Below are 21,926 nucleotides of genomic sequence, written 5' to 3'. Positions count from 1 at the left end.
AAACTCAATCACTTGTTCTGTGCTGACGTTTCGTGGAACGGATCGCTCAGATGGAACGCCGGCTCAGGGAAGAGGGAAATCACGCCGTGTGCAGTCCGCCAAAGATAGTCCTGGCTTTGAACTGCAGAACCAAGTTGTTATGGGCGGCTGGAAGCGACTAAGTGCCGTGTCCATTTCGGACAACATGTTCGCATCTGTCTGCTTGCAGTTGTCTGGGCTGTCGTTACAGACGAGGATAGCGCCCGCGGCACGTTTCGACTGCTGGCCGGTCATCGTGCCGAACGCCGTTGAGAATTGCATTGCGCGTGCGACCGCGCTTTTCCACAAATATATCGGCTCAATCGCGATTGCATGTGTGTCGTTTACACAGTCGGCTATGGTTTTGTCGCTCAGCCGCATCTGCGTCACCATTCCAGCACAGAATTGCGACTGTAGTTCCGCTTGCTCATCTCCGATTGCGAGCCCTGCAATCTCTGACCTTGCGCGGTCGGAAAGTGACACGATGTAAGGGGGCCGCGGGCCGTACCGGTCAACATAAGAAAATTCACAGGTATTCATACCCGTAGCTGAATCGTGTTCTTGAGAACCGGTAAGCTTTCCGAAAGTGATGATCGACTGTCCGGCGTCCAAGGTTGGAAAAAACTTCCTCTGGGATTGAATGTCATAGAAGTCGAAATAATAGTCCATGCCGGCGCCGTCGGAGGTCTGCAATGCGCAGCGAAAATTCGATCTGATCGAGGCGGTAGAATAGCCGGTATTCTTTCCGCCGACGCGTATCAAAGGGATGTATTGCGTCACCCTGTCCGTTTGGTCGCTCACTCCGCGATCGTCTAAACCTACATTGACAATGTCGGGATTAAATAGCTCGGCCGTCACATAGGCTCTGTCTTGGTCGAACCAACTCAGCATGGCAGCGACCGTCGGGGTGAAGAATGCAGTTAATAGCGCAGCCACTGCCGCAGGAAACCCGATCCAGTCGCGTACGAGTTTTGCACCAAGTGTCACCTTTTGCCATCTGGTTGCCCCTCTACCGAGATCTGCCAGGCAGTGAGGGCATCGAATGGCTTTTAAGGAGATCGGCTCGTCACATTTCGGACATTGCCTCCCAGAGCCGGGGAATACAGATCTCGGGTCGGCCGTTGCCGTTGCCTTCTCTGTGCCGTCTTCCATGCTTGCCTCCAAATAATCGCGACTTACAGTCGTGCCTTCATGGTTTGTTTGGCACGACGTCGCTGATCTGGACGTAAGGGGATGGCTGGTCTCCCTTATTAAGTTTCGAGCGCGACGAGCCTGATGAGGTAAGCACCAGTTCAGCTGGACGTTTGCTCAGCAGCAGCTCGCGCAATTGGCTGCCGGAGTGTCGTTTGCTGCTGTCGGCAAGTGCCTTCGCTTGAATCAACGAAGCCAGACCTGCAATCAGCGCCGATGCGGCCGAGGTTCCGCCGAAGCGGGTATAGAGAAGCCCGGTCGGCAGGGGTGTTGTTTCGTCGATGACGTCCGCATCGCCGGCCAGGCGGGCAGGTACGTCAATCGCCAGAACACTGAAGGGTGAATATTCGGCTCCGGCCTTCGCACGTGCTGGCCCAACCGACCTGGCAATTGCGCTGCCCATCTCAGCGGCGAGGTCAATTCGTACGACCTGGTCGGTGATCATAGCCTCGTCGTCACTCGGGCCGTAGATCGTGACGCCTGAAGCGTAGGTGCCGCTCGAGTAGGCGGAACGCCACCCCAGCTGATTGCCCGCGCCAACAACGATCAGAGATGTCGCTCCGAAGGGTGCGTCCGTCGCAGTCGCCAATGCCGCGGGATAGGCCGGTTCGGCCATTCCGTCATTCCCGGCCGCGAGAATGACCGGACGATCCGCTGCGATCGCTGCCAGGAGATGCTCAAAGATCTTCTTGTCGGTGGCCAACGCCTCGTCGTCGTCGAACCGCGTCATGCGAACACCCGTCCCAGACGCGTTCTTCCCTCTGGCCAACCTGCCGAGATCGTTCACCGATCGCGGCAGCAGAATGACATCGGCGCGACAGGCGACTGCGTGCAGAAGCGCGGTGACAAGTGGAGCGATTTCATGGCTGTAGGGGGTGGCGACCGGAATAATCGTCGCAAACGGATTCACGCCAAAGTACGGCAAAACGGCGCCATCGAGCGCAGGCGCCGACCCCGCCGGCGGCTCCTTCAGTGTCCGGCCTGCTATAAGACCGGCGCAAGAGGTGCCGTGTCCGGCAAAACGCTCTGCCGGATCGGCAGCGTTGACAAGCCGGGGCTCCCCTTCGGACATCGCCTTGATGCGCCGGGCAATATCGTCGCGAACGGCGTCGTCGGCGATCGTTTTCAATATTGGAGCCATCGTCGCTTCAAGGTTCTGCCAGCCATCCCGGGCGGCGCGCCGGTCCTCCTCGCGATAGACTACTCCATCGGTCGACACCGCCACGTCCAGCCGGGCTTCGATGCAGCCAGCTGGCAGATTTGGATGCCTCGATGTGCAGCCACTGTCGATAATGGCGACCCGGCTCTCAGGCAGGCCCTTTGACCAGATTGGCGGCACAACGCCTGGTCTTTGCGCGTCGAGCAAGCCGATGCTGGCAAGATGCCAGAGATAGAAAAGAGGGGACTCGGTCCGCTCCTGTCCTGGTGCAGTGTCCGGTTCCATAGCTCCCCTCCCTCAGTGCCATTCCAGGAGAGCTTGACGCATCTCGCGGCTGCACAAATTGATGAAAAACGGTGCGAACTGCCTGGCCAGAGCCTGGCCGGCCTCCGTATCCGAACGGTAATGTAGCCCCGCGTGCTCACGGTTTTCGGCGACGCGCTCGGCAACGAAGAACAGTTCGGTTGTGCCGGGATGTTCCGGTATCAGGCGCGTGAGAACCTCGGCGATGCAGAACATTTGAAACGAATGGTTGCTTGGAAATGCCGCATGAGGCGGAATGGGGATGAATGGCCTCAACCGGGAATCCACCTGGTTCGGTCGCTGGCGATTGAAGACGGCCTTGTAAAAATAGCCAACGCGCTCGGCGACCTGCAGGATCAGTTCGATCAGCCTCTCAGTACGGTCGAAGCCGCCGCTTTCGATGCCGAGAGGGGCAAAGATGTCCGACAGATTGGATGTGTCGGCCTGCGACAGGATCTCTTCCTGCCTGGCGCGATCGTTGACAAGGCTCAGTTGGTGAACGTGAAGCGCTGCAATTTCGGCGGCAGTTTCCGACGGACCCGGCGGCGGTTTTATCTGCAGGGCCTCGAAAGGGTAAGTCCCGTCCAACATCCCCGCAGCGTAAAGCCGCCTCACGACGTCCCAGGACGCGAGAACCTCGCCGACTGCGCCGCCGCCGCGCTCCACCTGCGCAGTTGATCTCGAACGTGATCGCGATCGCGATCTTGACCGCGAGCGGGACCGTGAGCGCGAAAGGACTTCGAAGCTGCTGCGGGAACGCGATAGGGATCCCGCAAAAGCCGCAGCAAACTTGTTCGCATTGGGCAGATCTTTAAAAAATTCCGTGAAGAGAGCGTTGTCTGTTTGAAGAAAGCCGATTTCGCCGCGTCTTGTCAGGACGATATTCGAACTGATCCTAAAATCCAGTTGGTCAACAGGTTGAAGTCCCATCTCTTTGTCCCCCATTTGCCCGGCAGCCTTCTTCGAAAAGGCTGCCCCGTGTTATAATTTCTGCAAGCGGTCGTCATGCCGGCTTCTGGAACATCGCCTTCAGTTGGTTGGCCGCGTATGGAAGAAAGAGCGATGCGCCGTAGAAAAGAAAATTCCCGACACTGGTGACGATTCCAGAAACCTGATCGGGCCGCACGATCGCAAAGTAGAGGACGACGTTGCTCGCGCCCCAGAATAGCGTAACCATCAAAGATGCCCCAAGCATGCCGGCTACACGACTGTAGCTCTCGACAGGAGCTACGCCGTTGTCGTCCTGGATATTCTTCTCCAACATAATCGATTTGTAGTCAATGCTTGTGAATACGGAGCGCAGAAGAAATATAGTCGCTCCGTTGAAAGCAATCAAAAGTCCCCATACCGGATAATTGTCCATTTTATTTCTCCCACAGAGTGATCACGTTTCAGGTGTGGACGCCACCGCAACCGATGGCGTCCATTGATTTGGGGAATGTCAGGCGGAAGACGACTGCAGGGCGTCGAATATCCACCCGCCGCAGTTCAGGCGTCCGTTTCCATCATCGGTGCCGTAGGCTCGCAATCGGCGAATCCCGTCGGCCCCGATGCTTAGGCGGCAGTCATGCGGCCGGCCTGCAAGGACTAGAAACGGCTTGGCGTCCGGCTGATCGATTTTTTCCAGCATTTCGAACATGGTGTCGTCGCCATCCTGTTTGACCTTGCGTGCGTGAATGCGGTTATTGGCGGCAAATAGCCCATGCTTGCTATTCGGGAAGTCGAACAGATGCGTGTCGCTGATCGAGAGCGTGTCGTCCTTGAGCTCGACGATTAACGTCTCTGACGAGGCCGGCGCGATCGGCCGAGCCGGATCTTCACAGCGGCTATGACTAAGTTGGTTCGCCATACGCGTGCGAAAGTTGTTCATCACATCATCTCCTTTGCTTTAGCGGCGAGTTCAGGCTCGAAAGGATCGTCGGGGATGATCGCGTGTAGAGGCCCAACGGGGTTGGACTTCATGACGTCGATCAGGTTGCGGCCAAGACGCACACCTTCGACAGCGTCCATCTGCCAATGCACACCGAGATAGAGACGGCTGACGGCATTCTCATGGATTGCCTGGGCAAGCGTCATCTGGCGGACATGGTGGGGACGCACGGAACCGTCCGGGTCGATGGCGCGGCCATCATACTCATCGGATACGAAGGCAAAGACGAGATCTTTGCCGCCGCCCAGAGCTTCAAGCAGCTCGCTTGCGAGCCCGAAGCAGGTTGAACCGAAGGTCGCATGCCCCGATGGATAGGCCGGAAACTGCGGCGTTCGTGACTTCGGACCATCGCCGCCACGCGGGACGGAATTCGTCTGTGGTGCCCCAAGGGGGGCCCAATGCGCATCCGAATCGACCAGCGAAGGTGTGTCGGGTGGCAATTCGAGCCATGCCTTGATGGAGGTATAGTCCGGTTTGCCGGCCCCTCCGGCGGGCATTGAGAGCCTGGCCTGATCGAAGGTCGGCACGGAGGCGGTACCCTCCCTGAATCCGGCCTCGTTGGTGCGAAGCAAGGTTGCCGGCCGTGCGACATGATAGGTGAATTTTTCGCGCCACGCGGCAATGCCGGCATCGGCCATTCCCAGGTTGCAGATGGCCAGCAGAACGGCCAACGCCTCCGTCGAGAAGTTCGCCTGCTCCGCGATCGCGTGAAGACATTGATTGTAGAGGCGCGGCGGCAAGCCGATCCCGCGAACCCCGTCATAGGCCCAGAAGGTTCCGATGAGCGTTTCCTCGGCTGTTCGTGTCAACCGGTCGGTCCCTGGAGCAGCGCCTTTGCCGGCGACCAGGTCGCGATCCGCCGGCCAGTTCATTGCTTCAAGAAATGACCCCAGGGGCTCCGTCTGGCCCGGCTGCGGCGGCCGCTCTCCAAGGGCCTCGCTTGGCCCGACAAACTCTATCGCGCCGGCGGGGTAGGTGACGAAGGGCCTAACGTCGAAACCCCATGTCGCACCCACCACTTGGGCGCTCCGAGGCGAATAAGGATCGGGACTGAAAGTTCCTGGTAGATCGAACGCGCGGTATTGCCTATCCCGTGTTCCCGAACCGTCGGCTGACCGAGCGTCCGCGAGCATCCGGCCGATGGCAGCGCCATACTCGAGCCCGTTTTCGATCGCCTGCGCCGACTGGCCCTTTTCATACAGATGCAGTCGGTATTCCGTAACGAGCTGCTCAACGAAGGCGTCTTCGAACAACAGCCGGATCGTGACCGACGCCGCTCCGGCGACAGCGGCTTCACGGCTGATCACGGCAGGCGCGGCTGGGAGCATGGGCTGATATGCGGCCAGCCGAGCAAACCGATGATGGTTGTTGTGGAATGAAGCCGGATCGGCCATCAGCAGGGCGTCGTACATGGCGATATGCACGATTGCCAGCGCGCGGGACGCACGCGTCGGCCCGCCCACTTTCGGTTCAAGCTTTGTTCGGCCTTTTCCGGCTTCGTCGATGCCCGTTCCATCGCCGAACGTATAGTCCTGGCGTTGCGCTTCGAGTGAAGCCCTGCTCCAGAACAAGATCGGATCAAATTGATCTAACATTTTTTTAGCCTCCATCTTGGTAGCGCAAGCAAGGTTTTGATTTCAGTGCGCCGCCGACGCGGGAAATGACCATGCCCGCGTTCCAAAACCGTCCGAATTTCCGTCGTTGTTGCGTGAAAAATGCGTGAAAAGACCATCACTGAACGCGCGATCGAGTGAGATTGTGTATTCTTTTGCGGTCTATGCTATAGAGATGGCCGGGGTTTCGAGGGTAGGCTGGAAATGGCCATGCAACTCATCGCGCGGCTTACGCTACGGGGCATCTTTCGACTTGAGGATATGCACGGCCGTCAGATTGCCGTGCCGAGCAAGAAGGCACGTGCCTTGCTTGCGATTCTTGCGTTTTCCCGGAACGGGGAGCGTTCCCGAGCCTCGCTGCAGGACATGCTATGGGGGCGATGCGAGAAGACGGAGTCTCAAAACAGCCTTCGACGCGAGCTGTCATCGTTGCGCGCGCTGCTCGCGGGGGACTTGGCCGATCTGCTTCATATCGATCGCGAAACCGTCTGCCTTCGGCTCGACCGGTGTGACGTCGACGCATTGGGCGAGGGTGAAAGCGCTCAGACGAACGGAACGCTTCTTGAAGGCCTCGACATTGCTGGAGAGGAAGGGTTCGAGGAATGGCTGCGCGAGAGGCGAAGCCAGCGGCAAACGGCGGCGCCGAGAGTGATCAGTCCGGGGGCCGACGACACTCGACGCAGTGGCGCGCAGCCCGACAGGCGTCTGGTCGTGAGCATCGGCTTGGACGCTTGGCACAATGGTGCGGTCGGCGCCATGATTTTGCCTGAACTCTTTCGGCAGGCCGTCATCTCCGGCCTTGAGGAAACGGGCTGCTTTCGGGTTTCCGTCCCGGATCCCGCTCGCAACGGGCCGCGAAATGCTGCCGACGCGCAGGACTTGGATCTGCTGATCAAGACGGAGAGCGCCTACGATACTCTGGCGGTTGCCATTATGTGCGTCGGTTCGACCAACCGGGACGTTATGGTCAGCATGAGTACGGTGGTAAAGCTTGGCGGAAAGACGCTGGCACTGGAGCGGGATCTTCAGGCCTTCGCAACCAACTGTGTTGACCGTCTCCTGCACCGGAACATTCTCTCGCTCGATGCGCTGGACGATTCCCATCTCAGCCGAAAACGGCTTCTGACTGCTACAGCGCAGATGTTCAGCCTTAGCCCGTCCGACGTCAGAGCCAGCCGTGCGACGCTGACCGAAGCAAATGGACTCAGCCGCCAGGGCATCTTTCATGCTTGGCGCGCGTATCAGGCTGTATTTCTTTACGACCGTTCGCATGCCTACGACTATCGCCTTACGATCGAAGAGTGCAAGGACGACATGCGCGTGGCTATGGACCTTGATCCATTTAATGGCGCAGCCCTGTCTCTATGCGCCCACGTACACGCGTTCCTCCTTCAAGATTTCACTACTGCCGGAGAATATTTGGAAAAAGCAAGGCAGACCGGTACACAAAATGTCATGTACTACGATGCATTCTCTATGCTAAACTTCTATACTGGACGTTATTCAGAGGCTAGGGCAGCGGCTAAGAAGGCAGAGATACTTGGAAAGAACTTGACGTTTCGATATTGCTTCGCGACGTCACTGTGCATGATTGAGGCGATGTCGGGTGATTTCGAAGCGGCCGCCCGCGAGGGGCGTCGCGCTCTCGCGCTTGAACCGGGGGGGCGCGAGATTTCGTATCCCCCGACACTCCGCTATTATGGGGCTGCGTTGGCGCATCTCGGCCTCAAGGACGAGGCCCGCGAACTGTTCGGCCAGCTTCGGACGAAGGACCCTGATATCGCCAGCCAGAAAATCAGAAACAATTTCGGGCCATTTCCCAACCCGAGAAGCGTTGAATTGATAGGTTCGGCTCTGGCTAGCGTCGGTCTTTAGGCGGCATTTCATCGACGACGTATCGAGATCGAACTCGGTCGTTCGGATTGATTGGGCCTCGGCCGTTAGAGCGGTGCAGCCTCCTGCCGATATGTCCGGAACGGACCCTTGAGCGACCCGAGACACGCCCTGTCGCCAGCGTTGTCGACATAGTAGTGTCGTTGCCGCCATAGCCGACCATCGTATCGGCGCCGCCACGGCCGGCGGCTTCAGTCTGTTCGACGCCACGCCCCCGCAATGTTTCAAGGTTCCATTTGATGTGGCCTACCAGGCGGCCGCACTTGCCGAGCCGCTGGCGGTCAGCCTGCACGCCATCGCGCGGGCGGGCGACATCAGGGGCCGCAACGTCATCCTGTTTGGTGCCGGCCCCATCGGTCTCTTGGCCATGCTTGCGGCCAGGCTTGCCGGCTGCGCTGAGCTTACGGTCGCCGATATCGCCGCCGCTCCGCTCGCCTTCGCCCGCAGGTTGGGCGCCGACAGGACGGTCGACCTTTCCGGCGGCGACGCCGAGCTCCAGGGGCTTGCTGCCGGCGGTTCGCTTGATGTGGCGTTCGAGATTTCAGGCACTGCCGCCGGCCTTGCCGCGGCGATCGCCAGTGTCCGGCGCGGCGGCACGGTGGTCCAGGTCGGCAATCTTCCCGGTGGCCGGATCCCGCTGCCTGCCAATGCAGTGATGGCCAAGGAGATCGACCTCAAAGGCACATTCCGCTTCGGTACGGAGTTCGGCCGGGCGGTCGATCTCATCGTGTCGGGGGAGGTGGACGTCCTCAAGCTCGTCACAGCGGAGCGCACGCTTTCCTCCGCCCCCGATGCCTTTCGACTTGCCTCCGACCGTTCACAGAGTGTCAAGGTCGTGCTGACCGCGGACTGAATCGTGGTTTTGCCAGATCGTTAGCAGCCATAACTCATTGCGAACGGACGAAACTCAGAACGTGCTCGACGTATATGCTCCCACCCAGGTCTCCGGTTAAACTCGGGAGCAATACCCGGCAGCTTGCTGTCAAAATAAATCCGCTCCCGATTAAAGCCCCTTCGTCACGAGATTTCGCTCAGTTCCGCCATTCCTCGTCCTGCCAATCGCGCGCTGCGTGGATCACCCGCAAAATTGAAATGCTTTCCCGGCCGACCTTGGCGGTCACGGCATAAGCGATGATGTAGGGCAGGCGACTCAAAGGCTTTTCATAGGTGCCGGATACACGGCCGGGTCGCCCGGTTGCCATTTCCCCCAAGCGCGGCCCCTGCGCCCAGAATCCGGTCTGCTACCAGGCGCGCAGCGCGCGGATTATCCTGCGAGATATAGGCGATCTGTTCCTTGATGTCGTCCAGCGCACCGCGAGACCACTGAACGGCTCGCGTCACACCTTGCGGCCCGTGCCGGCATCAATCGCAGCATAAATTTCTGCCATAGCCTTATCATGAGACACGATGCGCCCAGCTTCGACATCAGCAAGGCCGCGCTTGATACCTTCAATGATTTCAAGCTCGCGATCGACATACGCTGCGACGGCTTCACCTGCGAGGAACGACTTGCTACGCCGGGTGTCGGTTGCGATCTCGTGCCTGGCGCCCAGTCATGATCTGGCGAACTCAGGCTCGCTCGGATCATCCGGTCACCAAAACAGTCCGCAGCGTTCGCCGCCAATCCAGCGTGGACAGGGCAGGCGGCGTCTTTGCCTGCCGATCCAGTGGTGGCAGGAGGTGGAGTGCCGCGAACTGGAGGGCGCACCCCGTCATCTGGCGGGAAGCGGAGCGGCCGTTCAGGCCTCTACTACTATTGTCGGCGCGCCGGGCCTGGCATGGCCGATGATGCGAGCCGAAGGATAGCCGTCCGCGACGATCCTCTCGACGAGCGCCGCTGCGTGGTCGGTCTCGCAAGCAACCAGCAACCCGCCCGAAGTCTGTGGATCCGTGAGAAGATGGCGTCGCCACTCGGGCATGCCGGGAGGTAAGCTTACCGCGTCGCCATAGCTCGCCCAGTTGCGCCGCGATGCGCCGGTGACGTGGCCGTCGACCGCGAGCGAGGCAGCTTCGGAAAAGAGCGGCACGTCGTGGCTGCAAATTATCAGCGTGCACCCGGCGCCGCGTGCCATCTCGAGGGCATGTCCGAGCAAGCCAAATCCGGTCACGTCGGTGACGGCGTGGACGCTCGCGTCCTGCGCCAGCTCCGATCCGATCCGGTTGAGAAGGGTGGTGGAGGCGATCATTTCGCGATAGCCGCTCTCGGAAAGCGCCTGCTTCTTGATGGCGGCGGAGTAGATGCCGACGCCGAGCCCTTTCGTCAGGATCAAGGCGTCACCCGGCCTGGTGTCAGAATTGCGTCGGATATCTCCGGGTCGGCATGTGCCGATGACTGCGAGGCCATAAATCGGCTCCGGCGAGTCGATCGAGTGGCCACCTGCAACCGGGATTCCGGCGTCGGCGCAGACAGCTTCGCCACCTTTCAGGATTTCGCGGACCATGAGCGTCGGGATCTTGTCGAGAGGCATCCCGAGGATCGCCAGCGCCATGATCGGCCGGCCACCCATCGCATAGATATCGGACAGGGCGTTGGTTGCGGCAATCCGGCCGAAATCGTAGGGGTCATCTACCATAGGCATGAAGAAGTCGGTGGTCGCGATGACGCAAGTCGCGCCCTCGAGTTGCCAGACTGCCGCATCGTCGCCGGTCTCCGTGCCGACGAGAAGCTGATGATAGGGACTGGCAGCCGCCGGATTAGCGAGAAGCTGCTGCAGCACTGACGGTGCCAGCTTACAGCCGCAACCGCCGCCATGGGCGAGGCTGGTCAGGCGCACAACGGGCGCATCGGTTATTTCGGGCGAGAGGGCGATTGCCATAGTCGTCGAGCCTCCTCTGCTGGCACGCTTTAGTAGGGATCAAGGTCAACCGGAATGGAAAATACGATCGCGCCAACGCACGGCGCGTTTGGAGCACGCTTGCTCTCAGCGGATTTCATTAAGTTAGGAAAGGCAAGCACCGTATCCGGCGTGCGAGGCATCGCCGTCATTGGGTATCGATCGAAAGGCGCCCCGACCCGCGGGAGCTGTTTCATCACCACGCTTTACTGTATGGTAATGCGTTCGTTTTCGTCAATCGCAGTCGCGGTCACGAAAAGATGACAAGAATATTCAACAATAATACACAATGCCGATTTGCGGGCACAAACCTGTTGCAGGAAGGCGGTTCGGAGGGGCACTTTTGCTGCACCGTACGCGCCTCGTTCTTTGGCATTGATTTTATTTGGTCCGAGACTAGTTAGTCGGATTGAACCGTTGGTTCGAGTTGCCTTGTGGGGCATCGGCTTCGGGAGGAACCCATGAACATCGATCTTTCTCGACGCGCGTTCCTGCAAACAGCGGGCGCGGGTCTCGCCGGTACTACGCTTGGAGCCCTCGGCTTCGGCGATAGCGAGGCCGCACACGCGGCGGCTATACGGCCCTTCAAGCTCGCGAACACCACCGAAACACGCAACACCTGTCCATACTGCTCGGTGGCTTGCGGCATAATCTTGTATTCGAAGGGCGATCTCAGAAAGGGCGAGCCGGCCGAGATCACCCATATCGAGGGTGACACTGATCATCCGACCAATCGCGGCACCTTGTGCCCCAAAGGGTCGGCCCTGCTCGGATTTGTCAAGTCGCCGACCCGTCTGCAACATCCGATGATCCGCAAACCGGGCTCGGACAAGTTCGAGCCGATAAGCTGGGAAGACGCGCTCGGCCGCATCGCCCGCCTGATGAAGGACGATCGCGACAAGAACTTCGTCGCGACGAACAATGACGGCGTGACGGTCAACCGGTGGATCACCACCGGCTTCCTCGCCGCCTCGGCTTCGACCAATGAAACCGCGTTCGCGACCTACAAGGTGGTCCGCAGCGCGGGCATGCTGGTGTTCGACAACCAGGCACGTGTCTGACACGGCCCGACGGTGGCGAGTCTCGCCCCAACATTCGGCCGCGGCGCAATGACCAATTCCTGGACCGACATCAAGAACACGGATCTCGTCGTCATCATGGGCGGCAATGCCGCGGAAGCGCATCCTTGCGGCTTCAAATGGGTTACAGAGGCGAAGGCCAACCGCGGCGCCAAGCTCATCGTCATCGACCCGCGCTTTACGCGCTCGGCTTCGGTGTCGGATCTTTATGCGCCGATCCGCCAGGGAACGGACATCGCCTTCCTGCTCGGGCTGATCAACTACTGCATCCAGAACGATAAGGTGCAATGGGACTATCTGAAGACCTTCACCAACGCGACGTATGTCGTCAAGGAAGGCTTCACCTATCAGGACGGCCTCTTCTCCGGCTATAACGAGGCGAAGCGAGACTATGACAAGTCCAGTTGGGACTATGACATAGGCACGGACGGCTTTGCCGTTGTCGACGCGACATTGGCCAATCCCCGCTGCGTCTGGAATCTGCTCAAGAAGCATGTCGCGGTCTACACGCCGGAGATGGTCGAGCGCATCTGCGGCACACCGAAGGACCGGTTCCTGAAGGTGGCCGCGATGGTCGCCGAGACGTCGTCTCCGACCAAGGCGATGACCTCGATGTACGCGCTCGGCTGGACCCAGCACTCGAAGGGCTCGCAGAACATCCGCGCCATGGCGATGCTGCAGCTTGTTCTCGGCAATATTGGTATACGCGGCGGCGGCATGAACGCGCTTCGCGGTCACTCCAACATCCAGGGGCTGACCGACCTCGGGCTGATGTCGAACCTGCTGCCTGGTTATCTGACGCTGCCGACCGAGAAGGAGGTCGATCTGGCAGCCTACATGTCGACCCGAGGCTTCAAGCCGCTCCGGCCGAACCAGATGAGCTACTGGCAGAACTACAGGAAGTTCTTCGTAAGCTTCCAGAAGTCAATGTGGGGCAACGCGGCAACGCCGGAGAACGGCTTCGCCTACGACTACCTGCCGAAGCTCGACCTGCCGGGCTACGATCTGCTGCGGGCTTTCGAGCTGATGCACCAGGGCAAGATGAACGGCTATTTCTGCCAGGGCTTCAACCCGCTACAGGCAGCTCCGAACAAGAAGAAGGTGATCGAGTCCCTCTCGAAGCTCAAATACCTCGTCATCATGGATCCGTTGGACACGGAGACGGGCCGGTTCTGGGAGAACCACGGGCCGTACAACGATGTTGATCCGTCGCAGATTCAGACGGAAGTCTACCAGCTTCCCTCCACCTGCTTCGCCGAGGACGACGGCTCGCTGGTCAATTCGGGGCGCTGGCTGCAGTGGCATTGGGCCGGCGGCACGCCCCCCGGCGAGGCCAAACGCGATACCTGGATTATGGCGCAGCTCTATCTGCGCCTGAAGGAGCTCTACACCAAGGAAGGCGGCGCCTTCGCCGAGCCGATCGTCAAGCTCAACTGGCCTTATGCCGATCCCGGCGATCCGACGGCCGAGGAGCTTGCCCAGGAGATCAATGGTAGGGCGCTCGCCAGGGTAACCGACACGGCCGACCCGACAAAGGTGCTGGCCGAGGCCGGAAAGCTCTTGCCGGGCTTCGCCGCGCTGCGCGACGACGGCTCCACCTCCTGCGGCTGCTGGATCTATTCCGGCTGCTTCAACGAAAACGGCAACAACATGGCCAGGCGGGACACCACCGATCCTGACGAAACCGGCGCCTATTCCAAATGGGCGTTCTCATGGCCTGCCAACCGCCGCATTCTCTACAACAGGGCGTCGGCTGACCTCACCGGAAAGGCTTGGGATCCAAGCCGCAAGGTGATTGAATGGGACGGCACGAAATGGTCGGGCTACGATGTCCCCGACATCTTGCCAACGGCAAAGCCCGATCAAGTAGGCCCGTTCATCATGAATCCGGAGGGCGTCTCGCGCCTCTTTACCCGGGGCATGATGCGCGACGGACCATTCCCGGCGCATTACGAGCCATTCGAGTCGCCCATCGCGAACCCGATAGCTCCCAAAGTCCGCGGCAACCCCGCAGCGCGGGTGTTCGAAGGCGACATGGCCCAGTTCGCCGAATCGGCTTCGCAGGAGTTCCCCTACGCGGCGACCTCCTACCGACTGACCGAGCATTTCCACTTCTGGACCAAGCACGTCATCACCAATGCGGTGATGCAGCCGGAGTTTTTCGTGGAAATTTCGGAACAGCTTGCGGCCGAGAAGGGCATCACCAAAGGCGGCTGGGTGCGCGTCTGGTCGAAGCGCGGTTCCGTTGTGGCGAAGGCCATGGTGACCAAGCGGATCAGGCCGCTCACCTGCGATGGCAAGACCGTCCACATCGTCGGAATACCGCTGCACTGGGGCTTCACGGGAGCGGCGAAGAAAGGCTTTGGCCCGAACATGCTCACCCCCTTTGTCGGCGACGCCAACATCGAGACGCCGGAATACAAGGCGTTCCTTGTCAACATCGAGCCCATCGCCGGGCCGGTAGCGTAGGAGGAGTAAGCGATGTTTCCTCCACTTCCAAATCCTTCGACGACGGATACCGCACTGCGTTTTTCCGACAAGGACCTCATCCGCCGCTCTGCCTCGACGGTTCCCGCGCCCGAGCAGCAATTGACAGAAGTCGCCAAGCTCATCGATGTTTCGAAATGCATCGGCTGCAAGGCATGCCAGACGGCCTGCATCGAGTGGAACGACACGCATCCGGAGATCGGCTTCAATGCCGGCGTCTATGAGAATCCTGCCGATCTCACGCCGGACATGTTCACGCTGATGCGCTACAGCGAATGGGACAATCCCGAGACGAACGAACTCGAATGGCTGATCCGCAAGGATGGCTGTATGCACTGCGCTGACCCGGGCTGCCTCAAGGCTTGTCCGGCACCAGGGGCCATAGTGCAGTATTCGAACGGCATCGTCGATTTCGTCCATGAGAACTGCATCGGCTGCGGCTATTGCATCAAGGGTTGCCCGTTCAACATTCCGCGCATCTCCAAAGTCGATCACACGGCCTACAAATGCACGCTCTGCTCCGACCGCGTGGCTGTCGGCCAGGGACCAGCCTGCGCCAAGGCCTGCCCGACCCAGGCGATCGTGTTCGGCACGAAAGACGAGATGAAACAGCACGCCGACGGCCGCATCAAGGACCTGAAATCGCGCGGCTATTCGAATGCCGGCCTCTACGATCCGCCCGGCGTCGGAGGGACGCATGTGATGTATGTGCTGCACCATGCCGACCAGCCGGAGCTCTATTCGGGTCTGCCGAAGGAGCCGAAGATCAGTCCGCTCGTGGAGGCGTGGAAGGGCGTGACCAAATATGCCGGCCTCACCATTCTCGGCGTGGCGGCCGGCGTCGGCCTGCTTCACCATCTGGTCATGGGACCGAACAGGGTCTCCGAGACGGATGAGGAGCATGCCGAAGAGCTGACGGAAGGCGACAACGATGGCCGCGTATGACGTGAAGCCGAACGAGCAGGTACATCCCGGCAAGCCAGTCATCGTGGACCGCTACACGGTGGGCGCGCGGATCAACCATTGGATCACGGCGGCCAGCCTGATCCTGCTCGCCTTGTCCGGCCTTGCCATGTTTCACCCGAGCCTGTTCTTCCTGTCGGGGCTGTTTGGCGGCGGCCAGTTCACGCGCTTCATTCACCCATGGATCGGCGTCTTGCTCTTCTTCAGCTTCTTTGGGCTTTTCCTTCGGTTCTGGAAGGCCAATTTGTGGAGGCCCGAGGACGGAACGTGGCTCGCCCGTTTCCGTGACGTATTGTCCAATCACGAGGACAACGTCCCCGAAGTCGGCAAGTACAATGCCGGCCAGAAGCTCGTCTTCTGGTCAATGTCGATCCTCATCGTCATCCTGATTTCGAGCGGCATCGTCATCTGGCAACAATATTTCGCCGCTTACACCACGATCGGTCAGCAGCGGGTGGCGCTGCTTGTTCATTCGATCGCTGCCGTGGCGATCATCGGCGTCTGGATTATCCATTTCTATTCGGCCATCTGGGTACGCGGCACCATTCCCGCCATGACGCGCGGACGGGTGACCGGCGGCTGGGCTTGGCGGCATCATCGCAAATGGCTGCGTGAACTGATCGCAGGCAAACCGGACGGACGTTCGGGATCGAATCCCGCCGAATGAGCGGGTATTTGTTTTTACGCAATTCCGGACGGAAAACCGTTATACACTTTTCGTGGAATTGCTCTGGAGCAGTATCAAGCCGACCACGTGGCCCGTGAGGTTCGTGAGGTTGAAATGCCAAAGCAACAAGATCCGTCACGCCCTGACCCGACTGTAATCGGCGAGGTCTCGGCCCCACCCTTTGCGCGCCTGCCTGATCCGCGGACCTTGTTCATTCGCCGCTCCGAGCGATTGGATGTGTTGGCGGATGACCACCAGCTCGGCCCCTATCTCCGCTTCCTCTCTGCACTGACGGATGCGCAGCACCGCATCCAGGACGGCTTGCCGGAGATCGAATTGCCGACCGCGGAGGCGCGCGAGCGCGCACGAACCTTCGGTATGCCGCCGCTCGATCGCAACCAATCCACTTCGGATGCCGCCCTTGGAATGACGCTCGGCCGCCTGTTCGAAGTGGCAGCCACGATCGAAAAACCCAAGGCGGCCGCAGCCGCCTTGGACAGGCTGGCGAATATCGATGCGTCCGGGGTCGACTCCATGGTGCGCAATGTGCTCACCGATGCGATCCCAATGAACGCGCTTGCCGAGCATGTCTATGTCGCGGCCGCGCTGCAGGTTCACTTTGCCCGCCTCGCGGCATGTCTCGACAGCTCGAAGCTGGTTCCGGTTGCCGACGGCGCCTGTCCGGCCTGCGGTGGGCCGCCCGTATCCTCGATCATCGTCGGTTGGCACGGCGCACACGGGGCGCGGTTCTGCGTCTGCGCGCTGTGTGGAACATTGTGGAACCACGTCCGTGTCAAATGTACGCTGTGCGGCTCGACCAAGGGGATAGGCTATCAGGAAATCGAGGGAGGCCCTGGCACGGTCAAGGCCGAGACCTGCGATGCATGCGGCTGCTATGTAAAGATCCTGTACCAGCACAAGGATCCGGCTCTCGATCCGGTCGCCGACGACGTGGCGACGCTCGGCCTCGACCTGCTCGTCCGCGAGGGCGGCCATCGCCGCGGATCGTTCAATCCGTTCCTTGTCGGCTATTGAGGATACGATGACCGCTTCATCGGCAAACCCTTTGCGCAATCTTCCGTCGGTCGACCAAGTGCTGAGGACCCCGCTGGCGGCGGCCGCAATCGAGCGCTTCGGACGGCAGGCCGCGACGGAGGCCATTCGCCGAGCCGTCGCCGATGCACGAATGGCCTCCCGCAATGCCGCAGCCGTCGTGCCGGAGGCGAACGATCTTGCCGGCGACGCGCTCGTGCAGCTCAGGGGCGGCGAACGCTCTTCCCTGCGCCCCGTTTTCAACCTGACCGGAACGGTGCTGCATACCAATCTCGGACGAGCCCTCCTCGCGAAAGAGGCGGTCGAGGCTGTTCGGCTGGCGATGCGCGAAGCCGTGGCTCTCGAATTCGATGTCGAGAAAGGCGAGCGCGGCGAACGGGACGATCATCTTCGATCGCTCGTTTGCGAGCTGACCGGAGCCGAGGATGCAACCGTCGTCAACAACAACGCGGCTGCCGTCCTTCTCGTGCTCAACACGCTGGCGCTCGGTCGCGAAGCGATCGTTTCGCGAGGCGAGTTGATCGAGATCGGCGGCTCTTTCCGGATGCCCGAGATCATGACGCGCGCCGGCGCCAGGCTTGTCGAGGTCGGCACCACCAACCGCACGCATCGCAAAGACTATGTCGCGGCGATCGGCCCGGAGACCGGGCTCATCCTCAAGGTGCACACGTCGAACTACCGGGTGGAAGGATTCACGGCCGAGATCCGGGCACCGGAGCTCGCTTCAATCGCAAAGGCGCATGAGGTACCGCTGGTCCATGATCTCGGTTCGGGCACGCTGGTCGATCTAGCCCGCTACGGCCTTGGGCGCGAGCCGACCGTGCGCGAGGCGGTCGCCGATGGCGCCGATCTCGTCACATTCTCCGGCGACAAGCTGCTTGGCGGTCCGCAGGCGGGTTTCATCGTCGGCCGCAAGGACCTGCTCGCAGCGATCAGCCGCAACCCGATGAAGCGGGCGCTCAGGGTCGACAAGCTTCGTCTGGCCGCGCTCGAGGCGACGTTGAAGCTCTACCGCGACCCCGACCGCCTGGCCGAGCGCCTGCCGACGCTAAGGCTGCTCTCGCGCTCGGTGAGGGAGATTGCAGCGCAGGCAAAGCGCCTTGCTCCCCTGGTTGCTGACGCCGTGGGCGAAGCCTTTGCGGTCGACACGGTGGAGTGCCGGAGCCAAGTCGGATCCGGCGCGCTGCCGCTCGAAACTGTGCCAAGCGCCGGGCTTGCTCTCAAGCCGCGCTCAGGGAGCGGCCGGGCGCTCGAAGCGCTTGCGGCTGCGCTGCGTGGGCTGGGCGTCCCCGTGATCGGGCGCATCGAAAACCAGGCGCTCGTGCTCGATTTCCGCTGCCTGGAAGACGAGGCGAACTTCATCGCCAATCTAGCCGGCTTAAATCTGGGAGGAACCGATGCGCTGGCTTGACCGCCTTGCGCGCCGCCCAGCCGAGACGCCTGTGGCCGCACGCATGACCGAGGCCCTCGAAGCCGCGCGGCGAGGCGATCATGCCGTGGCTCTCTCCATATGGGAGCCGCTGGCTCACCAGGGCGTTGCCCGCGCTCAGAACAATATCGGCGCCTGCTTCGCCGAAGGGCTCGGCGTCGAGCGTGATGCGGATATGGCCTTTCGCTGGCTGGCGCTCGCCGCCGAGGCAGGGGATCCTGTCGGGCAAAGGAACCTGGCGTCGCTCTATTTCCGCGGCGAAGGCGTCGAGCAGGACTTTCGCCGGGCGGCCGAGCTCTATCGGGCCGCAGCGGAAACTGGCGACGGACCGGCGCAGGATATGCTGAGCTGGATGCTGCTGGAAGGCGAAGTGATGGCTCCCGATGTCGGCGAGGCGCGACGCTGGGCGCTTGCCGCGGCCGATCAGGGCATCGCATCCGCTATGACCCGGATCGGCATGCTTTATCACAATGCGCTCGGCGTGCCGCGCGATCCGGACGAGGCTGTCCGCTGGTGGCGCCGTGCTGCCATGCGAGGAGACGCCGAAGGGCAGGCAATGCTCGGCGCCGCCTGCCATCTTGGCACGGGCGTGCCGGCTGACGCGGTCGAGGCGCTGGTTTGGCTCCTGCGTGCCCAGGCAGGCGGCAGCGCCCTTGCCAGCCGCTATCTGGCTGCGGTGCGGGCCGAATTGAGCGCGGGCGATGCCGCCGAGGCCCAGCGTCGCGCCGCCGCGCCGTGGCCGGAGGCCGCATCATCATGATCGTTGGCACGGCGGGACATGTCGACCATGGCAAAACTGCGCTGGTGCATGCGCTGACCGGTATAGACACCGATCGTTTGCAGGAGGAAAAGACACGCGGCATGACGATCGATCTCGGCTTCGCCTATTTGCCGGTGCCGGGTGGGGATAGCATCGGTTTCGTCGATGTTCCCGGCCACGAGCGTTTCGTACACACGATGCTCGCCGGCGCCAGCGGCATCGACTTCGTGTTGCTCGTGGTGGCCGCCGACGACGGCGTCATGCCGCAAACCCGGGAGCATCTCGCCATCGTCGACCTGCTAGGTGTCAAGCGCGGCGCCGTCCTGCTCACGAAATGCGATCTGGCCGGTCCCGAGCGCCGCACCGCGGTGGCGAGCGATATCCGCTCGGTGCTTGCCGGGACGATGCTTGCCGAGGCCCCCCTGATTCCCGTCTCGGTCGTTACAGGCGAAGGTATCGATGAACTCAGGTATCTCTTGGTCGAGGAGGCGTCGCATCTTGCCCGGCGTGCAGTTTCGGGCCGTTTTCGACTAGCGGTGGACCGCTCGTTCACGCTGCGCGGCGTGGGCACCGTCGTGACGGGCACCGTGCTTTCGGGTTCTCTCGGTACTGGGGACAACGTGGTTGTAAGCCCGTCAGGATTGCTTGCGCGGGTTCGATCGATCCACGCCCAGAACCGGCCGACTGAACGTGGTCGGGCGGGAGACCGTTGCGCGCTCAATCTGACCGGCGAAAGGGTTTTCAAGGAGGCGATCCGGCGCGGCGACGTAATTGTCGATCCGAAGCTTCACGCGCCGTCGGACCGGATCGATGCAAGCCTTCGCGTTCTGCCGGGTGAACGCAAACCGATCGGCCAATGGTTTCCGGTGCGGCTCCACCATGCCGCGACGGAGGTCGGGGCACGCATTGTACTCCTCGGAGACGAACCGATCGGGCCTGGCGGCACGGCCAATGTTCAATTGGTGCTGGACAGTCCGATCGCGGCCACTGCCGGAGACGTTTACGTGGTGCGCGACACCTCCGCGCAGCGAACCATCGGCGGCGGACATTTTCTCGATCTGCGGGCGCCCAGCCGCAAACGCCGCGCGCCGGAACGGCTGGTCCAACTCGATGCCCATGCGCTATTGGCGCCCGAACTGGCCGCCGCCGCACTCCTTGATGCGCCGCCCCACTATTTCGACCTGAAGGCTTTCGCGCGCGACAGGGCGCTCAGTGACTGCGAGACGGAAGGCCTGATCGATCAGCTCGGGCTTGTCCGTTTTGCCGTCGGAGAAATGCTTCTCGTGCTGTCGCCAGAGCGCTGGTTGCGATTCAAGCGCGACGTGGCCGCGACCCTGGAGAACTTCCATGCCGACAATCCGGATTTGCCGGGCGTAGGAATGGAGAGACTGCGTATTGGGCTTGATCCACGTCTGCCGGCCCCCTCTTTCATAGCAGTTCTGCGGAGCCTTTCGCACGCTGGAGAAGTTGCCTTGGACGGCGCCTGGGTGCGGCTGCCCGGTCATGAGGCGCACCTGACGGCAAAGGATGAAACTCTCTGGCTGCAGATCCAGCCTCTCATCGGCGGACCCGAACGATTCCATCCGCCGCGAGTGTGGGATATTGCCGAGGTGCTGGCCGCGCCGGAGACGGAAATCCGGCGGCTTCTGAAGCTTGCCGGCCGCATAGGGAAGGTCCACGAGGTCGCTCATGATCACTTCTTCCAGCGCCAGGCGTTGGCGCAGATCGTCGAGATCGCGCGCGACCTCGCTGCGTCGATGCCCACAGGCGAGTTCACCGCTGCTCAATTTCGCGATCGCGTGGGCAGCGGACGCAAGGTCGCCATCCATATCCTCGAATTTCTCGATCGGCACGGCGTGACGCTGCGGCGGGGAGACTTGCGCCGTCTGAACAGGCGCAGGCTGGACCTGTTCCGCCTGACAGGCGAGGGTGAGCCGCCGATGGCGCAAATTTCTGGAGGAGCATCGTCCCCGGTGGGGCGTCCGGACTTCAAATCCGGGAGGGGCCGCGAGTCGGTCTCTGGTGGGTTCGACTCCCACTCTCTTCCGCCATCCTAGTGAGCCAAGATGAACCCGACGGCTTCCTTTCTGAATGACCTGAAAACGACGGCTGAGACCGCCAGGACAACCGAGGCAAGCTTCAGGCGACAAGCGGCCAATCAGATCGCGGTTCTGGAACAGGAGCGCGCTTTCGCCTTCAGGCGGCTCAACCTCATGCAGGCGATCTCGGACGCCGTGGCCTCAGCCGAAAGTGAGGAGATCGCCGTGGCCAGCGCTTTGGCCGTCCTGCGCTTGCGGCTCGGCTGGAATGCGGACAGCGAGGCGCGCACGGAAGCGATCACGCATTTTGGCCCCGTTGCGCTTGCGTTGTTCCAGGCTGCGAAGCTGCCCGAGGACGAACCCGCCACCAATATCGGCGAGGCCCTTGCGATTTTTGAACATTGGTACTCCGAATCCCGGGGATCGTCGTTCTGGTTGCTATTCGAGCACCAGATCGTGGACACGCCGCTGGTCGACTTTTGACCGACGGACTTTTCGGCATACCCGG

At 61.2% G+C, this 21,926-nt stretch carries 16 protein-coding genes, 1 tRNA gene and 3 pseudogenes; 11 read left to right on the top strand and 9 right to left on the bottom strand.

Translation table 11 applies throughout. The annotated features are described in order from the left end of the window. Positions 1–63: 63 nt before the first annotated feature. The 6 genes from NKI29_RS08920 to NKI29_RS08895 all read right to left on the bottom strand — a co-directional run bounded on the left by NKI29_RS08920 (position 64) and on the right by NKI29_RS08895 (position 6,196). Positions 64–1,170 carry a hypothetical protein gene (locus NKI29_RS08920; protein ID WP_352724152.1) on the bottom strand — a complete coding sequence of 369 codons (1,107 nt, stop codon included), beginning with the start codon at positions 1,168–1,170 and terminating at the stop codon, positions 64–66. A 37-nt stretch (positions 1,171–1,207) separates the two neighbouring features. Continuing rightward, complete coding sequence (locus NKI29_RS08915; protein ID WP_352724154.1) at positions 1,208–2,653, bottom strand: S8 family serine peptidase; 1,446 nt, start codon at positions 2,651–2,653, stop codon at positions 1,208–1,210. 12 nt (positions 2,654–2,665) lie between these two features. Continuing rightward, positions 2,666–3,601: a phosphatase PAP2 family protein gene (locus NKI29_RS08910; protein ID WP_352795965.1), complete on the bottom strand. Its 936-nt coding sequence runs from the start codon at positions 3,599–3,601 to the stop codon at positions 2,666–2,668. Between the two features lie 73 nt (positions 3,602–3,674). After that, positions 3,675–4,034 carry a hypothetical protein gene (locus NKI29_RS08905; RefSeq protein WP_031213365.1) on the bottom strand — a complete coding sequence of 120 codons (360 nt, stop codon included), beginning with the start codon at positions 4,032–4,034 and terminating at the stop codon, positions 3,675–3,677. A 78-nt stretch (positions 4,035–4,112) separates the two neighbouring features. Next, entirely contained in the window at positions 4,113–4,541 is a 429-nt protein-coding gene (locus NKI29_RS08900; RefSeq protein ID WP_352795963.1) for a hypothetical protein, read from the bottom strand. Further along, a complete protein-coding gene (locus tag NKI29_RS08895) occupies positions 4,541–6,196 on the bottom strand; it encodes a vanadium-dependent haloperoxidase (protein WP_352795961.1) in 1,656 nt (551 codons plus the stop codon). The genes NKI29_RS08900 and NKI29_RS08895 overlap by 1 nt, the downstream gene beginning before the upstream one ends. Positions 6,197–6,424: 228 nt before the next feature. Between NKI29_RS08895 and NKI29_RS08890 the strand changes: the two genes are divergently transcribed. Both NKI29_RS08890 and NKI29_RS08885 read left to right on the top strand, forming a co-directional pair. Continuing rightward, positions 6,425–8,089, top strand: a complete 1,665-nt coding sequence (locus NKI29_RS08890; RefSeq protein ID WP_352795960.1) for an AfsR/SARP family transcriptional regulator — start codon at positions 6,425–6,427, stop codon at positions 8,087–8,089. 202 nt (positions 8,090–8,291) lie between these two features. Continuing rightward, positions 8,292–8,960 (top strand): annotated as a pseudogene (locus NKI29_RS08885) (zinc-binding dehydrogenase); the annotation flags it as partial. 178 nt (positions 8,961–9,138) lie between these two features. On the opposite strand, the pseudogene NKI29_RS08880 reads toward NKI29_RS08885, so the two are convergent. The 3 genes and pseudogenes from NKI29_RS08880 to selD form a co-directional block, all read right to left on the bottom strand. Beyond that, positions 9,139–9,448 (bottom strand): annotated as a pseudogene (locus tag NKI29_RS08880) (type II toxin-antitoxin system RelE/ParE family toxin). Next, positions 9,445–9,660, bottom strand: a complete 216-nt coding sequence (locus NKI29_RS08875) for a CopG family ribbon-helix-helix protein (RefSeq protein WP_352795988.1) — start codon at positions 9,658–9,660, stop codon at positions 9,445–9,447. The pseudogene NKI29_RS08880 and the gene NKI29_RS08875 overlap by 4 nt, the downstream one beginning before the upstream one ends. A gap of 186 nt (positions 9,661–9,846) precedes the next feature. Continuing rightward, on the bottom strand, positions 9,847–10,923 hold the full coding sequence (selD, locus tag NKI29_RS08870) for a selenide, water dikinase SelD (protein ID WP_352795959.1): 1,077 nt from the start codon (positions 10,921–10,923) through the stop codon (positions 9,847–9,849). 479 nt (positions 10,924–11,402) lie between these two features. Here selD and fdnG point away from each other — a divergent pair, with 479 nt between their 5' ends. From fdnG to NKI29_RS08825, 9 genes and pseudogenes are all read left to right on the top strand, one after another. Then, positions 11,403–14,489, top strand: coding sequence for a formate dehydrogenase-N subunit alpha (gene fdnG, locus NKI29_RS08865; RefSeq protein ID WP_352570696.1), 3,087 nt, complete (start codon positions 11,403–11,405; stop codon positions 14,487–14,489). A 12-nt stretch (positions 14,490–14,501) separates the two neighbouring features. Next, the gene (gene fdxH, locus NKI29_RS08860; protein ID WP_352795957.1) at positions 14,502–15,452 is read left to right on the top strand and encodes a formate dehydrogenase subunit beta; all 951 of its coding nucleotides are present in this window, start codon (positions 14,502–14,504) and stop codon (positions 15,450–15,452) included. Continuing rightward, entirely contained in the window at positions 15,439–16,137 is a 699-nt protein-coding gene (locus NKI29_RS08855; RefSeq protein WP_352795955.1) for a formate dehydrogenase subunit gamma, read from the top strand. Before fdxH ends, NKI29_RS08855 begins: the two co-directional genes overlap by 14 nt. A 114-nt stretch (positions 16,138–16,251) precedes the next feature. Continuing rightward, positions 16,252–17,172, top strand: a complete 921-nt coding sequence (gene fdhE, locus NKI29_RS08850) for a formate dehydrogenase accessory protein FdhE (RefSeq protein WP_023678707.1) — start codon at positions 16,252–16,254, stop codon at positions 17,170–17,172. Positions 17,173–17,179: 7 nt separating this feature from the next. Continuing rightward, positions 17,180–18,601 carry an L-seryl-tRNA(Sec) selenium transferase gene (selA, locus tag NKI29_RS08845; protein WP_352795953.1) on the top strand — a complete coding sequence of 474 codons (1,422 nt, stop codon included), beginning with the start codon at positions 17,180–17,182 and terminating at the stop codon, positions 18,599–18,601. Further along, entirely contained in the window at positions 18,588–19,379 is a 792-nt protein-coding gene (locus NKI29_RS08840; RefSeq protein WP_352795952.1) for a tetratricopeptide repeat protein, read from the top strand. The genes selA and NKI29_RS08840 overlap by 14 nt, the downstream gene beginning before the upstream one ends. Next, positions 19,376–21,211, top strand: a pseudogene (gene selB, locus NKI29_RS08835) (selenocysteine-specific translation elongation factor); the annotation flags it as partial. The gene NKI29_RS08840 and the pseudogene selB, both read left to right, overlap by 4 nt. Positions 21,212–21,334: 123 nt before the next feature. Further along, positions 21,335–21,430 (top strand) — tRNA-Sec (locus NKI29_RS08830). 15 nt (positions 21,431–21,445) lie between these two features. Continuing rightward, positions 21,446–21,901, top strand: a complete 456-nt coding sequence (locus NKI29_RS08825) for a hypothetical protein (protein ID WP_352579372.1) — start codon at positions 21,446–21,448, stop codon at positions 21,899–21,901. Positions 21,902–21,926 lie beyond the last annotated feature (25 nt).

The sequence above is a fragment of the Mesorhizobium sp. M0678 genome (genome assembly GCF_040320505.1).
In the GTDB taxonomy this organism is placed as follows: domain Bacteria; phylum Pseudomonadota; class Alphaproteobacteria; order Rhizobiales; family Rhizobiaceae; genus Mesorhizobium.
This window is presented reverse-complemented; position numbering and strand designations above follow the sequence as displayed.

Coding starts and splice junctions, on each gene's coding strand:
- NKI29_RS08920 (WP_352724152.1), bottom strand. CDS start 1,170: ATGGAAGACGGCACAGAGAAGGCAACGGCAACGGCCGACCCGAGATCT.
- NKI29_RS08915 (WP_352724154.1), bottom strand. CDS start 2,653: ATGGAACCGGACACTGCACCAGGACAGGAGCGGACCGAGTCCCCTCTT.
- NKI29_RS08910 (WP_352795965.1), bottom strand. CDS start 3,601: ATGGGACTTCAACCTGTTGACCAACTGGATTTTAGGATCAGTTCGAAT.
- NKI29_RS08905 (WP_031213365.1), bottom strand. CDS start 4,034: ATGGACAATTATCCGGTATGGGGACTTTTGATTGCTTTCAACGGAGCG.
- NKI29_RS08900 (WP_352795963.1), bottom strand. CDS start 4,541: ATGAACAACTTTCGCACGCGTATGGCGAACCAACTTAGTCATAGCCGC.
- NKI29_RS08895 (WP_352795961.1), bottom strand. CDS start 6,196: ATGTTAGATCAATTTGATCCGATCTTGTTCTGGAGCAGGGCTTCACTC.
- NKI29_RS08890 (WP_352795960.1), top strand. CDS start 6,425: ATGCAACTCATCGCGCGGCTTACGCTACGGGGCATCTTTCGACTTGAG.
- selD (WP_352795959.1), bottom strand. CDS start 10,923: ATGGCAATCGCCCTCTCGCCCGAAATAACCGATGCGCCCGTTGTGCGC.
- fdxH (WP_352795957.1), top strand. CDS start 14,502: ATGTTTCCTCCACTTCCAAATCCTTCGACGACGGATACCGCACTGCGT.
- NKI29_RS08855 (WP_352795955.1), top strand. CDS start 15,439: ATGGCCGCGTATGACGTGAAGCCGAACGAGCAGGTACATCCCGGCAAG.
- fdhE (WP_023678707.1), top strand. CDS start 16,252: ATGCCAAAGCAACAAGATCCGTCACGCCCTGACCCGACTGTAATCGGC.
- selA (WP_352795953.1), top strand. CDS start 17,180: ATGACCGCTTCATCGGCAAACCCTTTGCGCAATCTTCCGTCGGTCGAC.
- NKI29_RS08840 (WP_352795952.1), top strand. CDS start 18,588: ATGCGCTGGCTTGACCGCCTTGCGCGCCGCCCAGCCGAGACGCCTGTG.
- NKI29_RS08825 (WP_352579372.1), top strand. CDS start 21,446: ATGAACCCGACGGCTTCCTTTCTGAATGACCTGAAAACGACGGCTGAG.